We start from the raw sequence: 14,876 nt of genomic DNA on the forward strand, positions 1-14,876 counted from the left end.
GCACCAACCAATGGCCCGCAAGCTGCCGCGCAAGGACGTCGTGATTGTCGGTCTGGGGTGGACCGGTTCGATCATGGCCTACGAACTCGCGAGCGCCGGGCTTGACGTGATCGCCATCGAGCGCGGCCCGTGGCGCAACACCGCGACCGATTTCCCGCCGGGTTACGCTGCGGACGAACTGCGCTACCGGATCCGTCACGAGCTGTTTCTCCGTCCGGACCAAACCACTTTCACCTTCCGCAACAAGATGAGCCAGACGGCGCTGCCGATCCGCAGCTGGGGCGCGTTCATGCCGCCGAATGGTGTCGGTGGCGGCGGCGTGCACTGGAATGCGGAGACCTGGCGGTTCCTGCCCTCGGATTTCGTGCTGCGCACGCATCTGACCGAACGCTACGGCGCGAACTTCCTGCCCGAGGATATGACGATCCAGGACTGGGGCATCACCTATGATGAACTCGAGCCGCATTACGACAGGTTCGAATATCTGTGCGGTACATCGGGGCAGGCCGGCAATGTCAAAGGCAAGATCATCGAAGGCGGCAATCCCTTCGAGGGACCGCGCTCGAGTCCTTATCCAAATCCGCCGCAGGACCAGCCATTCGGCCCCACGCTGTTTGCCAAAGCGGCCCGCGGCCTCGGCTACAAGCCGTTTCCCCAGCCGTCGGGCAACATGTCGCGTGCCTACCAGAACCCGCTCGGCGTGCGCCTCGGGCCCTGCACCTATTGCGGGTTCTGCGAGTGGTTCGGCTGCGGCAACTATTCCAAGGCCTCGCCACAGACCACGATCCTGCCGGCGCTAATCCGCAAGCCGAATTTTTCGGCGCGGGACAACAGCGAGGTGGTACGGATTGACCTCGACAGCTCCGGCAAGCGCGCGACCGGCGTCACCTACGTAGATACCGACGGCAACGAATGGGAACAGCCGGCCGATCTGGTTGTGCTTTCGGCCTACACGATCTTCAATGTGCAGCTCCTCCTGCTGTCCGGGATCGGCAAGCCCTACGATCCGCAGGCCAACACTGGCGTGATCGGCCGCAACTTCACCCATCAGACGATCTCCGACGTCGTCAGCTTCTTCGACCCGGCCAAGTTCGTCTTCAATCCCTTCATCGCATCAGGAGCGATCGGGATGTGCATCGACGAATTCAATGGCGACAATTTCGATCACGGGCCGCATGGCTTCGTCGGCGGCGGCTATATGGGGCAGGTGCAGACCAACGGCCGGCCGATCGAAACGACGCCGATCCCGCCGGGAACGCCGCTGTGGGGCGCACAGTGGAAGAAGGCGGTCAAGGAGAACTATCAGAGTGCATTGAAGCCCGGCACCGGCGTGCACGGCAGCATGTACAGCTACCGCGACGTGTATGTCGACCTCGATCCGACCTACAAGGACCGGTTCGGCCGTCCGCTGGCGCGCATCACCATGGATTTCCATGACAACGAGATCAAGCAGAACAGGTTCTTGACCGACAAGTTCGCCGAGATCTTCCAGGCGATGGGCGCGCGGCAGGTGCACAAGGAATATCGCAACGGGCCCTACGACATCACGAAGTACCAGACCACGCATCTGTGCGGCGGTGCGGTCATGGGCACCGATCCCGCGACCTGCGCGCTCAACCGCTATCTGCAGAGTTGGGAGGTGCCGAACCTGTTCGTGCTGGGCGCAAGCGCCTTTCCGCAGAACGCCGGCTACAATCCGACCGGTACGGTCGCGGCGCTGGCCTATTGGGCCGCGGACGCGATCCGTGGAAAGTACCTCAAGACTCCAGGACAGTTGATCAATGGCTAGAGGGCTGCAGCTCGCGCTGATGGTTGCCGCGCTCGTCGCAAGCGGCGGGGCGGCTGTCAGCGCGGGTCTGCAGGACTTCGCGGCGGTCGAGCGCGGCCGCTACCTGGCCAACGCTGCTGATTGCGGCAGCTGCCACACGGTGCCGGGCGGCGAGCATCCCTTCGCCGGCGGACGGCCGATCGAGACGCCGTTCGGCGTGCTGGTCGCGCCGAACATCACGCCCGATCGCGATACCGGGATCGGCGCCTGGAGCGATGAGGAGTTCGACGCGGCCGTGCGACAGGGCATCCGCCGGGACGGCAAGCGGCTGTATCCGGCGATGCCCTACCCTTACTTCACGCGGATGTCGCGCCAGGACACCAAGGATATCCGCGCCTATCTTTCGACGATCGCGCCAGTGCACAACGCCGTGGCTTCCAACAAGCTGCCATTTCCGCTGAACATCAGGATGGCGATGTTGGCCTGGGACAAGCTCTACTTTTCGCCGGGCGAGTTTCACGCCAATCGCGACAAATCCGCGGAGTGGAATCGCGGCGCGTATCTGGTGCAAGGACCGGGCCATTGCGGTGCCTGCCATACGCCCAAGACGTTCCTCGGCGGCGACAAGGCGTCAGCGAGCTTGCAGGGCTACACGCTGCAGGGCTGGGTGGCGCCCGACATCACCAGCGGAGAGGGACCGCTCGCGTCGTGGTCGACAGACGATCTCGCGCGATATCTCAAGACCGGCCACAATCGGTTCGCGGCGGCCGCAGGCCTGATGGGTGAGGTCGTCGATCTCTCGACGTCGAAGCTGACTGACGCCGACGTCAAGGCGATGGCGACGTATCTGAAGGATGTCACCGGACCAAAGGCTGCGGCGAATAGCTCGGCCGACCAGAAGGTGCTCGCTGCCGGCGGCGCGATCTACCAGGACCTCTGCTCGGCCTGTCACAAATCGGACGGGACCGGTGTCCCGAACCTGATCCCCAATCTCTCGCGCGCAGCTACGGTCGATACCGGCGACCCGACGACGGTGTTGCGGGTGATCCTGCAGGGCGCACAGAGCGTCGCCACCGATCAGGAGCCGACAGGCCCGGCGATGCCGGCGTTCGCCTGGCAGCTCAACGACGCGCAGGTCGCTGCCGTCGCCAGCTATGTCCGCAATCATTGGGGCAAGGGTCCAGCGGTCAGCGAGGAGCAGGTCAGGACGGAGCGAGCGGCACTCCACGCTAGGACAAACTGATTCACGTGCGGGTCATAAAATCCATCAGGCCGAGCCAGAGCAGGATGCCGAGCCAGAACAATCCAGCGCCGGCGAACACCAGAGTCAGCGCATTGCGATGCCGCAGCTCCATGAAGATCGCGGCGACCAGCGCCGCCTTGGCGATACCGATGCCGAGCGCCACAACGGCGTTCGCCGCGCCGAGCGGCACATAGGCCACCGTTACGGTCAGTGCGAGCAAGCCCAGCAGGCCGAGCCAGGCGGCGACAAGCGGAAGCGAGGGGCGCCGTTGCGTCATGAGGTCGACCTTCCCGGCAGATAGATCAGCGCGAACAGGAAGATCCAGACGATGTCGACGAAATGCCAGTACAGTGCCGCGCTATGTAGTGCCGCGCGGTGTCGGGTCGAAGGGGCGCCACGGCAAAGCAGCGCGAGCACCGCCAACAGCCCGATGCCGATGATCATGTGGAGCGCGTGGATCGCAGTCGCGATGAAGTAGAAAATGAAGAACAGCTGGACGCCGTTGGCGAGGTCCCCTGTGAAGCGGAAATCGATGCCCGGCACGAGATGTTCCTCGTACTCCCCGTGATACTCGATGCCCTTCAGCACGATGAAGGCAAGCCCGAGGCAGATCGCGCCGGCGAGGAGCCCAGCGGTCAACCTGCGTGTCTCCGCCGCGAAGATCTCGACCGCCCAGGCGACCAGGAAGCTGGAGGTGAGCAGGATCGCAGTGTTCGCCGTTCCGATCACGATCTCGGTGTGGCGGCTGCCGGCCGCAAAGCCCTGCAGGTGAGCGTGCCGATAGACGAAATAGGCGAGCAGCAGACCGCCGAACAGCAGCACTTCGGTCGCGATGAAGACCCACATGCCGAGCTCGGCGGTCTCATCGCGATGGCTGGCGGAAGCAAACTGCGGAGCGACGGCGGGGCTATTAGGCATTCTGCGGCTCCGCCTCGAAGTTGCGGTATTGATAGGGCGCGCGCGTCACGACAGGCTGGACGTCGAAATTGTGCTCGGGCGGCGGCGACGATGTCTGCCATTCGAGCCCCGGCGCGTCCCAGGGATTGGCCGGCGCGCGCGAGCCGAAGAACGCGGAATAGCCAAGGTAGAACAACGGCAGCAAGTAGGCGGCGGCCAGGATGGTGGCGCCGCCCGACGACAGCACGTTCCAGACCTGGAATTCCGGCGGATAGACGTGGTAGCGCCGCGGCATACCCTCGGCACCGAGCACGAATTGCGGGAAGAATGTCAGATTGAAACCGAGGAAGATCAGGATCGCGGCGGCCCGCGCCCAGTATTCCGAGTAGAGCCGGCCCGTGATCTTGGGCCACCAGTAGTGCAATCCGCCGAAATATGCGGTCACCATGCCACCGACCATGATGTAGTGGAAATGCGCGACCACGAAGTAGGTGTCGGTGGCGTGGACGTCGAAGGCAAGGCAGGCGAGAAACAGGCCGGTCAGGCCGCCGATCGTGAACAGCCCGATGAAGGCCAGTGCATACAGCATCGGCGCATCGAACCGCAGCGATCCCTTGTGCAGGGTCGCTGTCCAGTTGAACACCTTGATCGCGGAGGGGACCGCGACGACGAAACTCATGAAGGAGAACACGAGGCTCGCGAGCAGGGATTGCCCGGTCACGAACATATGGTGGCCCCAGACCAGGAAGCCGAGCGCGGCGATCGCAAGGCTCGCCCAGGCCACGAACTTGTAGCCGAACACCGGCTTGCGAGAAAAACACGAGACCAACTCGTTGATCACGCCCATGCCCGGCAGGATCATGATGTAGACCGCCGGGTGCGAGTAGAACCAGAACAAATGCTGGAACAGCAGCGGATCACCGCCGATGCGCGGGTCGAAAAAGCCCACGCCGAAGAAGCGCTCGACTGCGATCAGCACCAGCGTGATCGCCAGCACCGGAGTGGCAAGCACGAGGATCACCGAGGTCGCGTAGAGTGACCACAGAAAGAGGGGCAGCCTGTACCACGTCAATCCCGGCGCGCGCAGCCGGTGAATGGTGACGATGAAATTCAAGCCAGTCAGGATCGACGAGAACCCGGCGATGAAGACGCCGGCAGCGGCGACCATGACGTAGCTGTTGGAATAGAGTGTCGAGAATGGGGTGTAGAAGGTCCAGCCGGTATCGATGCCGCCGGCGAGGATCGCAAACAGCGTTACGCTGCCGCCGAGCATGAAGATGTACCAGCTCAGCAGGTTGAGCCGCGGGAAAGCGAGGTCGCGCGCGCCAATCATCAGCGGTACAATGAAGTTGCCGAGCGTGTTGGGGATCGACGGGATCAGGAAGAACCACACCATGATGATGCCATGCATGGTGAACAGGCGGTTGTAGATGTCGTCGCTGACCAGATCCGCCTGCGGCGTAGCGAGCTCGATCCGAATCGCGGTCGCCGCCGCGCCGCCGATGAAGAAGAACATCGTGAGGCTTGCGAAATAGAGGATCGCGATCCGCTTGTGGTCCGTGGTGAAGAACCACGAACGAAGCGTGTAGTTGGCGTTGAGGTAATCGGGTTCCGTCATGGCTGTCGGCCCAGCGATTTGATGTAAAGGACCAGGCGCAGCAGCTGATCCTCGGTGACCTTGCCCTCGAAGGATGGCATCAGCGGCTCGTAACCCGCGGCGATCTGGCTGCGCGGCAGCAGGATCGAATCGCGGATGTATTTGTCGTCGGCGATCACGGTGCTGCCGTCGGAGAGCGGGACAGGGCTGCCGTAGATGCCTTCTAGTTGCGGGGCATGGATCTTGCTGCTCGCGCTGTGGCAGCCGCTGCATCCGAGCTGGCGAAACAGCGCGCCGCCTTCATCGGCGAGCGCGCTTACAGGCGCCTGCTGTGCGAGCCAGTTGGCAAAATCGGATTCCTCCATCACCACGACCTCACCGATCATTCCGGAATGCGCGGTGCCGCAATATTCGGCGCAGAACAGGTGATAGTGCCCAGTCTTCTGCGCGGTGAGTTCTAGATCCTGGTAGCGGCCGGGGACCACGTCGTGCTTCAGCCGGAGCGCAGGAACGAAGAAGCTGTGAATGACGTCCTGGGAAGCCATCACCAGCCGGATCGGACGATCGACCGGCATATGCAACGCATTGATCTCGGATTGACCGCCGGGATGCTGGACCTTCCACATCCACTGCTTGGCGACCACGAAAGCCGTCAGTTCGTCGGGGAGCCTGCGGTAGAGCTCGAAGTAGACGCTGGCCCCCCAGACGAAGAGAGCCAGAAAGCAGAGCAGCGATGCCGCGGTCCAGCTGACCTCCCAGTGCCAGCTCTTGGCCTCGTGGTTCTCGCGGTCGACCTCGTTACCGGCGCGATAGCGCACGCAGAACAGCGCGAGCAGGAAGAACAGCAGACCCAGCACGAGCGCGCTGGCGATGAGAAGGCCGGCAAACAGCAGATCGACGTCGCCGCCTTCCGGGGACACGCCGGGGTGCCAGAACGGAATCCACTGGCGCCACATGCTCAGGCTACCGCGGGGGGCCTGGCGGAGCGATCGCAATTCACGGGGTAGGCCATCCCGGCAGGCCCTTTCGCAGCAGTAGTTCGGTGGCGCGCTTGACCGGCACGCGCACGATTCCGTGGTCGCGATCGACCCAGCCATAGGTGCCGATGATCTCGGCATCGTCGCGCTGCGCACGTGCAAGTTCTTCAGACGGTGCGACTTCCAGCGGTGGAGCGTTCGAGCTCAGCGCCGGTCGCGCAACGGGGCTGGCGTAGTGCAACGATTGCGGAAAGATCAGCGGCATTGCGAGCGGAACGATCAACACGAAGGCGCCAAGACCGGCTGCGATCCAGGCGATGGCATTGGTTGCGATGTCCGACCGCTCGAAGTCGAAGCCGCTCATCTGAGCCGTGTTCCCGGGTCCTTGCGCCCATAGTCAATGCGGAACGGGTCCCGGTGTTCCTCCGCTAGGAACCAATCGGCTGAGGCGAGATTGACGATCAGGTTACCCGCCAGCTGGTCGGCCCGGATGGCTCAGCTCTTTTCACCCGCCGCCGATACGTGGATGCGGTTGTTCCTCGTTGGAAGTCTTTCGCTGATGGCCGGTGGCACGGTTGGCATCATCGGTTTTGCGCGGTCCGCCTACATGACCTCGACCGATGTCCGCCCGCAGCAGCCGGTGCCGTTCAGCCATCGTCACCATGCGGGCGAACTTGGGATCGATTGCCGCTACTGCCACAGCGACGTCGAAAAGGGCCCGCAGGCCGGCTTGCCTCCGACGGAAACGTGCATGACCTGCCACTCGCAGATCTGGACCAATGCGGCGATGCTGGAACCGGTCAGACAAAGCCTTGCTCGCCACACACCGATCCAATGGACCCGCGTCGCGAAGCTGCCGGACTACGTCTATTTCCGCCATGACATTCACATCGCCAAGGGCGTCGGCTGCGAAAGCTGTCACGGCCGCATCGACCAGATGGCGCTGACCTATCGCGCCAAGCCGTTCACCATGGAGTTCTGTCTGGATTGTCATCGCGACCCCGCACCGAGGCTGCGGGCGCCGGACCACATCACCGATATGGCGTGGACGCCGCCCGCGGACGCTCGCGCCAAAGGCGAGGCGATCGCGGCGCATGAAAAGATCCGCCTCGGCGAACTCACCCACTGCACGGTGTGTCACCGATGAAGCGCGACCTTCGACGGTTCAATAATCACGTGGTGCCGCCGCAAGGCGGACCACGCCAATGGTCAGCTATCGAGGAACTGTCTGACGATCCAGCGTTCCGGGCCTTCGTCGATGCCGAATATCCGGCCGCGCAGCAGTTTTCGCCGACCGCCCGGCGCCAGTTTCTCAAGCTGATGGGGGCGTCTTTCGCGCTTGCCGGGCTTGCCGGCTGCGAGAAGAGCCCGTTCGTGGCGGCGTTGCCCTATGTCGACCAACCCGACGGCGCGACGATCGGAACCCCACGCATCTACGCCACCGCGGTCGTGTTCGACGGACATGCGCAGCCGGTGATAGCGACGACCTATTCGGGGCGCCCGACCAAGCTGGACGGCAATCCCGAGCACCCGGTCACAGGTGGCCGTAGCGACGCCTTCATGCAGAGCGCGGTACTTGGGCTCTACAATCCCGACCGTGCCCGCGCACCGACTCGCCGCGGCGAACCCGTGAGCTGGAAGGACGTGGTCGCGGCAATCGGCGTGCTCCGCGAGGGATGGGGCCGGGATGGAGGCGAGGGACTGCGGCTGCTGGTCGGCCCGATCACGTCGCCGACATTGTTGCGACAGCTGGATGCGCTGCTGAAGCAGTTTCCCAAGGCTCGCGTTCATCTCCATGCTCCCACGGAGGCTGCCGCGCAGCAGCAACTTGCCGGCGCGGCGTATGGCAAGCCGTTGAATCTGCATTACGCATTCGAGCAGTGCGACGTCATTGTCAGCCTCGACGATGACATTCTCGGCCCAGGCCTCGATCAGGTGCGTAATGCACGTGCCTGGGCAGCCTCCCGGCATCGCTTTGCCGATCGTCCGGGCAATCGCCTGTTCATGGCGGAATGCGCGCCGACGGCCACCGGCGCGGTGGCGGGCAACCGGCTGATCGCAGATGCGTCGCGCATGCCCGTTCTAGCGGAAGCGCTGGCAAATGCGTTAGGCGTTTCCGGCGCTGCCACGGGAGAACTCGCGGAGCGTGAGCGCGATTGGATCAAGCGCGTAACTAATGCCTGCGACAAGGCGCGCGGTAAATCTTTGGTCGTCGCCGGCGCGGTCGGCGGCGAGGCGGCTGCGATCTGGAGCGCGCGGATCAATGACGCCCTTGGCAATGCCGGACGGACGCTGAAATTCACCGACCCGATCGCCGGCCCGGCGGGTGCGGGGACGCTTGCAGAATTGGTCTCCGACACCAACGCGGGACAAGTTCATTCCGTGATCGTGATCGACTGCAACGCGGCGTACAGCTCCCCTGGCGAACTCAAGGCGGCGGAAGCGTTACAGCGCGTGCGGACATCGCTTCATCTCGGTCTGCAGCGCGACGAGACCGGCGCGATCTGCGAGTGGCAACTTCCGCTCGCGCATGCGCTTGAGAGCTGGAGCGACGCGCGAGCGGTTGACGGAACGGCCACCATCATCCAGCCTTTGATCGCGCCGTTCTATGACGTGAGGACCGTTCATCAGATCCTCGCGATGCTGCTCGGCGAGATCGATCCCACGTCCGATGCCGCCGTGCGCGCGACTTGGCAGGCCGCATTCGGCGACGCGTTTTCGACGCGCTGGAAACAAGCACTCAACGATGGTTTCATTGAGGGCGCTGCCGCCTTTGTGGACGCAAAGCCCGTCAGCGGAGCCGTCGCCGCACCGCCAATGCTTGACGAAATCGACGTTGTGTTCCGGCCCGATCCGACCGTATGGGATGGTCAATTCGCCAATATCGGCTGGCTGCAGGAGCTGCCGAAGCCGTTGACGACCGTCACCTGGAGCAATGTCGTCGCGATCGCCCCTCATCTGGCGAAACGCATCGCGGTCGCCAACGGCGATCACGTGGAGGTGGGGATTGGCGATCGCAGCGTCACAGGTCCGGTCTGGATCATGCCGGGACAGGCCGGCAACACGGTGGCGCTCTATCTCGGCTATGGCCGGACACGGGCGGGGCGGGTCGGCGACGGTCTTGGTTATGATGCTTACCACGTGCGGCCGCCGGACCGGCCGTGGCTCGCCAAGGGCAGCCTGCGCAAGATCGGCGGTAGCGAAGCGCTCGCGGTCACGCAGCTCCATCACCGCATGGAAGGCTTTGATTTCGTTCGAGAGCTAACCCCCGGTGAGGCCGCGAAACCGGCATCGTCCGAGCAGGCGAGCTTCTATTCGAAATGGGCGTCATCGGAGAACGCCTGGGGCATGGTGATCGATCTTGATGCCTGTATCGGTTGCAATGCCTGCGTCGCCGCCTGTACGGCTGAGAACAACGTTCCGGTCGTAGGGGCCGATCAGGTCAAGGTCGGCCGCGAGATGCACTGGCTGCGGATCGCCCGCTACTATGACGGCAGCATCGAGGAGCCCAGGAGTTTCTTCCAGCCGGTGCCCTGCATGCATTGCGAGGACGCGCCATGCGAGATGGGATGCCCGGTGCATGCGACCACGCACAGCCCGGAAGGGCTCAACCAGATGGTCTACAATCGCTGCATCGGCACCCGGACCTGCTCGAGCTACTGTCCCTACAAGGTGCGGCGCTTCAATTTCTTCGACTACCGGGCGCCTGTCGAGTCCCCGACGCAGGCGGCGCATAATCCCGAGGTGACCGTACGCTCGCGCGGTGTGATGGAGAAGTGCACCTATTGCGTCCAGCGGATCGAGGCGGCCCACGTCGCCGCCGACAAGGAGAGCCGGCCGCTGTGCGACGGCGAGGTCGTGACCGCCTGTCAGCAAGCCTGTCCGACCAAGGCGATCGTGTTCGGCGACATCAAGGATCCCAATTCCGAGGTGGCGCGGCTGAAGCGCGACGGCCGGCACTACGTCCTGCTGGAGGAACTCGGGACACGGCCGCGCACCACCTATCTGGCGCGCTGGCGCGATGACGGGTCGGGGAGCGGACAGGGATGAGCGATCACTCCGATATCCTGCCGAGGCGGCAGAGCATGGGCGGCATCGCCGACCAGCTCACCGGCATTCCGCTGCACTTCCCGGCGCAGCGCCGCTGGTTGATCGCGATGGCCTTCGCGAGTGCGCTGCTGTTGCTGCTGATGATCTCGGTCACCGAGCTGTTTACGCGTGGCGTCGGGATCTGGGGCATCAACATTCCCGTCAACTGGGCATTTGCAATCCACAATTACGTCTGGTGGCTCGGGATCGGCCATGCCGGGACACTGATCTCGGCGCTGCTGCTGTTAACTGGCAGCAAATGGCGCAACTCGCTCAACCGTTTCGCCGAGACCATGACGCTGTTCGCCGTGATCTGCGCCGGCATCTACCCGATCCTGCACCTCGGCCGACCCTGGTATGTCTACTGGATGTTTCCCTATCCCGCGACCATGGGCGTCTGGCCGCAGTTTCGCAGCCCGCTGGAGTGGGACATCTGGGCGGTGCTGACCTATCTCACGGTCTCCCTGGTGTTCTGGTACACCGGGCTGATCCCGGATCTTGCCGCGGCGCGCGACCGCGCAACCAGGCGCGGCTGGCAGATCTTCTTCGGCATCACCTCGCTTGGCTGGCGCGGCTCGGCGGTGCACTGGCTGCGCTGGTCGCAGGCCTATCGGGTGACCGCTGCGCTCGCGGTGCCGCTGGTCGTGTCCGTGCATAGCGAGGTGTCGCTGCTGTTCGCATCCGGGCAGATCCCCGGATGGCACTCGACGATCTTTCCGCCCTATTTCGTGCTCGGTGCGGCATTCTCCGGCTTCGCCGTGGTCGCGATCATCGCCGTCGCGCTGCGCTCCTGGTTCGGGCTGCGCAATCTCGTCACCGACGATCATCTCGACGTGCTCGGCAAGGTCCTGTTGGCGACAGGGCTGATGACGGCCTATGGCTACGTGTTCGAGGTGTTCGACGCGCTTTATTCCGGTGAGGCGCATGAGATACGAACGCTGATCGACCGCGTCGCCGGCGTCTACGCCTGGACCTATTGGGGTGCCGTGCTCTTCAACTTCGTGCCGTTGCAGGCGCTGTGGTGGAGGGGCGTGCGGCGCTCCGGCTGGGCGCTGCTGCTGATATCGATCTCGGTTGCGATCGGGATGTGGCTTGAGCGGGATATGATCCTGGTCACCAGCCTCTATCGTGACTTCCTAGTGTCGTCGTGGAGCAAGTTCACGCCGACCTTCTGGGACTGGTCGACTTATCTCGGCACGATCGGCCTGTTCCTGGTGCCGTTCCTGATCGCGGTGCGCCTCGTCCCCATGATCTCGATCTTCGAGACCAAGGAGCTTCTCCATGAGGAAAAGCGGGAGGCGCAGCATGGCTGAGCGCACCTATGGAATGCTTGGAGAGTTCAATAGCCCGGAAGCATTGTTGGCTGCCGCACGCCAGGCGCGTGCGGCCGGCTACCGTGACATCGACGCGTTCACGCCATTCCCCGTCGAGGGACTGGCGCGCATCCTGAAGCTTCAGCGTCCATGGATCTCCCTGGTCGGTTTGATTGGAGCTTTTGCAGGAGCGGGCACGGCCCTCCTGATGCAGATGTTCGTCAACTACGACTATCCGCTGAATGTCGGCGGCCGGCCGGTCTACGCGCTGTCGGCGTTCGCCGTGGTCACGTTCGAGCTGACCATCCTGTTCTCCGCGCTTGCTATGGCGGTCGCCATGCTCTGGCAAAACGGTCTGCCGCGGCTCAACTATCCCGTTTTCGCGGCGCCGCGCTTCCACCTCGCCAGCAAGGATCGCTTCTTCCTTTGCGTCAAAAGCGAGGATCCGATGTTCGACGACCGAGAGACGGCGGCGTTCCTGGCCGGCGTGGGCGCCTCCTCGGTGGAGCGCGTGCCGCCATGACCAGATGGGCGCTCACTGTCGCGCTCGCCTTGTTGCTCGCAGCCTGCGACCAGAACATGGACGTTCAGCCGAAATACAGCGAGTACTCCCGCGCGCCACTGTTCCGCGGCAGCATGTTGCGCCCTTCGCCGGCCAACACCGTGGCGCGCGGCGATCTGGAGCGGGAGAGGGCGACGACCAAGCCCGCATTATCGGCTGAGCTGCTGGATCGCGGCCGGCGGCGGTTTGCGATCTTCTGCTCGCCGTGCCACGGCGCAGGCGGCGACGGCGATGGCATCATCGTTCATCGCGGGATGCCGCACCCGACCAGCTACCATGTCGACCGTCTGGTGACAGCTGACGACCAGCATTTCTTCGACGTCATCACCAACGGCTATGGCGCAATGTACTCCTACGCCGCGCGCGTTGGTCCGCAGGATCGCTGGGCCATCGTGGCCTATATCCGCGCCCTGCAGCTCAGCCGCCGCGCCTCGATCGAGGATGTGCCGCCAGATGAGCGCGCAAAGCTCACGGGGCAGCCATGAGCATGCGCCGTGATCTCGGGATGGCCTTTCTGCTCGTTACGGGATTGGCCCTTGTGGCCGGCTTCATCCTCGACAGCCGATCCACGGCATCGGCCTATCTCGTGGCCTGGGTGGCGTGGGCTGCGGTCCCGATCGGTGCGCTGGCACTGTGGATGACGAGCTATCTGGTCCGTCGCGTCTGGACGGAAGCGCTCCACGCGCAATTCGCCGCCGCGGCGGCAACGCTGCCGGTCATGGCCCTGGCATCGCTGCCCATCCTGCTTTTCATGAAGCATATCTATCCGGCAATGGCCGAACCGTCTGCATTGCCGCCGTTCAAAGCGTACTACCTTGCGCCATGGTTCTTTGTTTTACGCGGCGCGATCTATTTTGGGCTCTGGATCGGGCTCGCGGTGTGGCTCCGCCGGGCATGGCGTGACGAAGCCACCATGGTGCGCGCGGCGTCGGTCGGATTGGTCGTCTACGCTTTGACCGTCTCGCTCGCCGGCATCGATTGGATGGAATCACTCGAGCCGGACTTTCATTCCTCGGTCTACGGCCTTCTTTTCCTCAGCTTTACATTGCTCAGCGGCTTCGCATTCGTGCTCGGCGTCAGCCTGCTCTCGGGACGCCGGATCGGCCGCAGCGCCGGCTACAGCGGCCTGTTGCTCTCGCTCATCCTGCTGTGGGCCTACCTCCATGCCATGCAGTATATCGTGATCTGGTCGGGCAACATCCCCGATGAAGTGTCCTGGTATCAGGCGAGGTCGGAGCAAGGGTGGCAATACCTGCTTGCAGTGGTCGCTTTTGGGCAGCTCGTCCTACCGTTCTGCGCACTGCTGAGCGCAAGGGTTCGATCCGATCCCCGCGTGCTGATGATGCTGTGCGGAGTGACACTGGCGATGCGCGGTTGCGAGGCGGCGGTTCTCATCCTGCCGGCGATTCACCGTATTGCACCGCTGACGACAACTCTAATGCTGCTTGCCGCGCTGCTTTTACTGGGCGGCCTGCTATGGCTGACCTACGATGCGCTCGTTGCGAATGACGGTCGCATGTTCAGCCTGACCTGGGCGAGATATCCCGCCGGATCAGGATCGCCACCAGCGTCGTGACGGCGATCATCGTGATCACCCCGGCGCCGAGCAGTATTCGTCGCACTGCAAGCATGTAGACACCGGTTGCTGGATCGAACCCATAGCAAAGCAAGCGTACCTGGTCGGACCATCCACCGACCTGACCGCGGCCTGCTTCAACAAGCGCCAGCCGGAGATTGCCTGGCTCGACAGCGATGCCGGAAAGGGTCCGCGATATACGTCCCTCGGGCGTCAACACGAAAGCGGCGGCAGGATGTACGAATTGATCATGCTCGGCATCATAGGTCGCCTGTATGCCAAATGCCGCCAACAGGTCGGCGACGTCGGTCGGAGCTGCTCGCAGGAAGACAGACTGGCTAGAGAGATTGGTCTGGGAGCCGATCTGCGAACTCTTCATCACTTGCGCATCCGCTGCCGTATCTTTTGGATCCAGCCCGAAGACGATCAGGCGGTAAGCGGCTCCAGCTTTCAGACCGGTATCGGCGAGCGCCCTGGAGACGATTGATATTATCGGTCCGCAAAGGGTCTTGCAGGTATAGTCGGCAGCGATCCAGATCGTCGGCACGTCGCCCAGCCAAGCCTTCAACGGCTTGGTCGCACCGAATTCGTCGGTGAGGGGCACTCGCAGAGGCAATCGCTCTCCCACTCGAGGCAGAAGGGTGGCCTGTTCGAATTGCGGCGACGTCACGGCCGCGGACCCCGCTACAGGCAGCAGCGAAAGCGCAAGGAGCACGCTTGCCATCGGAGCAAGAATGAAACGCAAAGGGTGCCGTGAGTGGCGCATCCGATGACTCGCAATCGAACTGTCAATCGACGGAGGGTACAGTCGGTTCCAGCGGGAACTACCCTTGCATTCGGCCAGTGGGGCTCAA

Annotated in this window: 14 protein-coding genes; 8 read left to right on the plus strand and 6 right to left on the minus strand. The window is 63.6% G+C overall.

Annotated features, from left to right (window positions below):
• The first annotated feature begins 10 nt into the window (after nucleotides 1-10).
• On the plus strand, nucleotides 11-1,789 hold the full coding sequence (locus ABIB78_RS04530) for a GMC family oxidoreductase (RefSeq protein WP_429021944.1): 1,779 nt from the start codon (nucleotides 11-13) through the stop codon (nucleotides 1,787-1,789).
• A complete protein-coding gene (locus tag ABIB78_RS04535) occupies nucleotides 1,782-3,011 on the plus strand; it encodes a c-type cytochrome (RefSeq protein ID WP_429021946.1) in 1,230 nt (409 codons plus the stop codon). The genes ABIB78_RS04530 and ABIB78_RS04535 overlap by 8 nt, the downstream gene beginning before the upstream one ends.
• Nucleotide 3,012: 1 nt before the next feature.
• Here ABIB78_RS04535 and ABIB78_RS04540 read toward each other — a convergent pair whose 3' ends face one another.
• The 5 genes from ABIB78_RS04540 to ABIB78_RS04560 are packed head-to-tail and all read right to left on the minus strand — an operon-like array spanning nucleotide 3,013 to nucleotide 6,846.
• Nucleotides 3,013-3,288 carry a cytochrome C oxidase subunit IV family protein gene (locus ABIB78_RS04540; protein ID WP_429021948.1) on the minus strand — a complete coding sequence of 92 codons (276 nt, stop codon included), beginning with the start codon at nucleotides 3,286-3,288 and terminating at the stop codon, nucleotides 3,013-3,015.
• Nucleotides 3,285-3,929 (minus strand): cytochrome c oxidase subunit 3, encoded by a 645-nt coding sequence (locus ABIB78_RS04545; protein ID WP_429021950.1) that lies wholly within the window; start codon nucleotides 3,927-3,929, stop codon nucleotides 3,285-3,287. The genes ABIB78_RS04540 and ABIB78_RS04545 overlap by 4 nt, the downstream gene beginning before the upstream one ends.
• The gene (ctaD, locus tag ABIB78_RS04550; RefSeq protein WP_429021953.1) at nucleotides 3,922-5,526 is read right to left on the minus strand and encodes a cytochrome c oxidase subunit I; all 1,605 of its coding nucleotides are present in this window, start codon (nucleotides 5,524-5,526) and stop codon (nucleotides 3,922-3,924) included. The genes ABIB78_RS04545 and ctaD overlap by 8 nt, the downstream gene beginning before the upstream one ends.
• Nucleotides 5,523-6,461 carry a cytochrome c oxidase subunit II gene (gene coxB / locus ABIB78_RS04555; protein ID WP_429021956.1) on the minus strand — a complete coding sequence of 313 codons (939 nt, stop codon included), beginning with the start codon at nucleotides 6,459-6,461 and terminating at the stop codon, nucleotides 5,523-5,525. The genes ctaD and coxB overlap by 4 nt, the downstream gene beginning before the upstream one ends.
• Nucleotides 6,462-6,501: 40 nt before the next feature.
• Complete coding sequence (locus ABIB78_RS04560) at nucleotides 6,502-6,846, minus strand: hypothetical protein (protein ID WP_429021958.1); 345 nt, start codon at nucleotides 6,844-6,846, stop codon at nucleotides 6,502-6,504.
• Between the two features lie 126 nt (nucleotides 6,847-6,972).
• On the opposite strand from ABIB78_RS04560, the gene ABIB78_RS04565 reads away from it, so the two are divergent.
• The 6 genes from ABIB78_RS04565 to ABIB78_RS04590 all read left to right on the plus strand — a co-directional run bounded on the left by ABIB78_RS04565 (nucleotide 6,973) and on the right by ABIB78_RS04590 (nucleotide 14,022).
• A complete protein-coding gene (locus tag ABIB78_RS04565) occupies nucleotides 6,973-7,629 on the plus strand; it encodes a cytochrome c3 family protein (RefSeq protein WP_429021960.1) in 657 nt (218 codons plus the stop codon).
• Nucleotides 7,626-10,532: a TAT-variant-translocated molybdopterin oxidoreductase gene (locus tag ABIB78_RS04570; RefSeq protein WP_429021963.1), complete on the plus strand. Its 2,907-nt coding sequence runs from the start codon at nucleotides 7,626-7,628 to the stop codon at nucleotides 10,530-10,532. Before ABIB78_RS04565 ends, ABIB78_RS04570 begins: the two co-directional genes overlap by 4 nt.
• Nucleotides 10,529-11,884 (plus strand): NrfD/PsrC family molybdoenzyme membrane anchor subunit, encoded by a 1,356-nt coding sequence (nrfD, locus tag ABIB78_RS04575; RefSeq protein WP_429021965.1) that lies wholly within the window; start codon nucleotides 10,529-10,531, stop codon nucleotides 11,882-11,884. The genes ABIB78_RS04570 and nrfD overlap by 4 nt, the downstream gene beginning before the upstream one ends.
• A complete protein-coding gene (locus tag ABIB78_RS04580; protein WP_429021967.1) occupies nucleotides 11,877-12,407 on the plus strand; it encodes a DUF3341 domain-containing protein in 531 nt (176 codons plus the stop codon). Before nrfD ends, ABIB78_RS04580 begins: the two co-directional genes overlap by 8 nt.
• Nucleotides 12,404-12,931: a c-type cytochrome gene (locus ABIB78_RS04585; RefSeq protein WP_429021969.1), complete on the plus strand. Its 528-nt coding sequence runs from the start codon at nucleotides 12,404-12,406 to the stop codon at nucleotides 12,929-12,931. The genes ABIB78_RS04580 and ABIB78_RS04585 overlap by 4 nt, the downstream gene beginning before the upstream one ends.
• A 152-nt stretch (nucleotides 12,932-13,083) precedes the next feature.
• Nucleotides 13,084-14,022, plus strand: coding sequence for a hypothetical protein (locus ABIB78_RS04590; protein WP_429021972.1), 939 nt, complete (start codon nucleotides 13,084-13,086; stop codon nucleotides 14,020-14,022).
• Here the strand turns inward: ABIB78_RS04590 and ABIB78_RS04595 are convergent.
• The gene (locus ABIB78_RS04595) at nucleotides 13,967-14,626 is read right to left on the minus strand and encodes an SCO family protein (RefSeq protein ID WP_429021974.1); all 660 of its coding nucleotides are present in this window, start codon (nucleotides 14,624-14,626) and stop codon (nucleotides 13,967-13,969) included. The genes ABIB78_RS04590 and ABIB78_RS04595 overlap by 56 nt on opposite strands.
• Between the last annotated feature and the right edge of the window lie 250 nt (nucleotides 14,627-14,876).

It is taken from the genome of Bradyrhizobium sp. I1.14.4, from assembly GCF_050435825.1.
Lineage (GTDB): Bacteria > Pseudomonadota > Alphaproteobacteria > Rhizobiales > Xanthobacteraceae > Bradyrhizobium.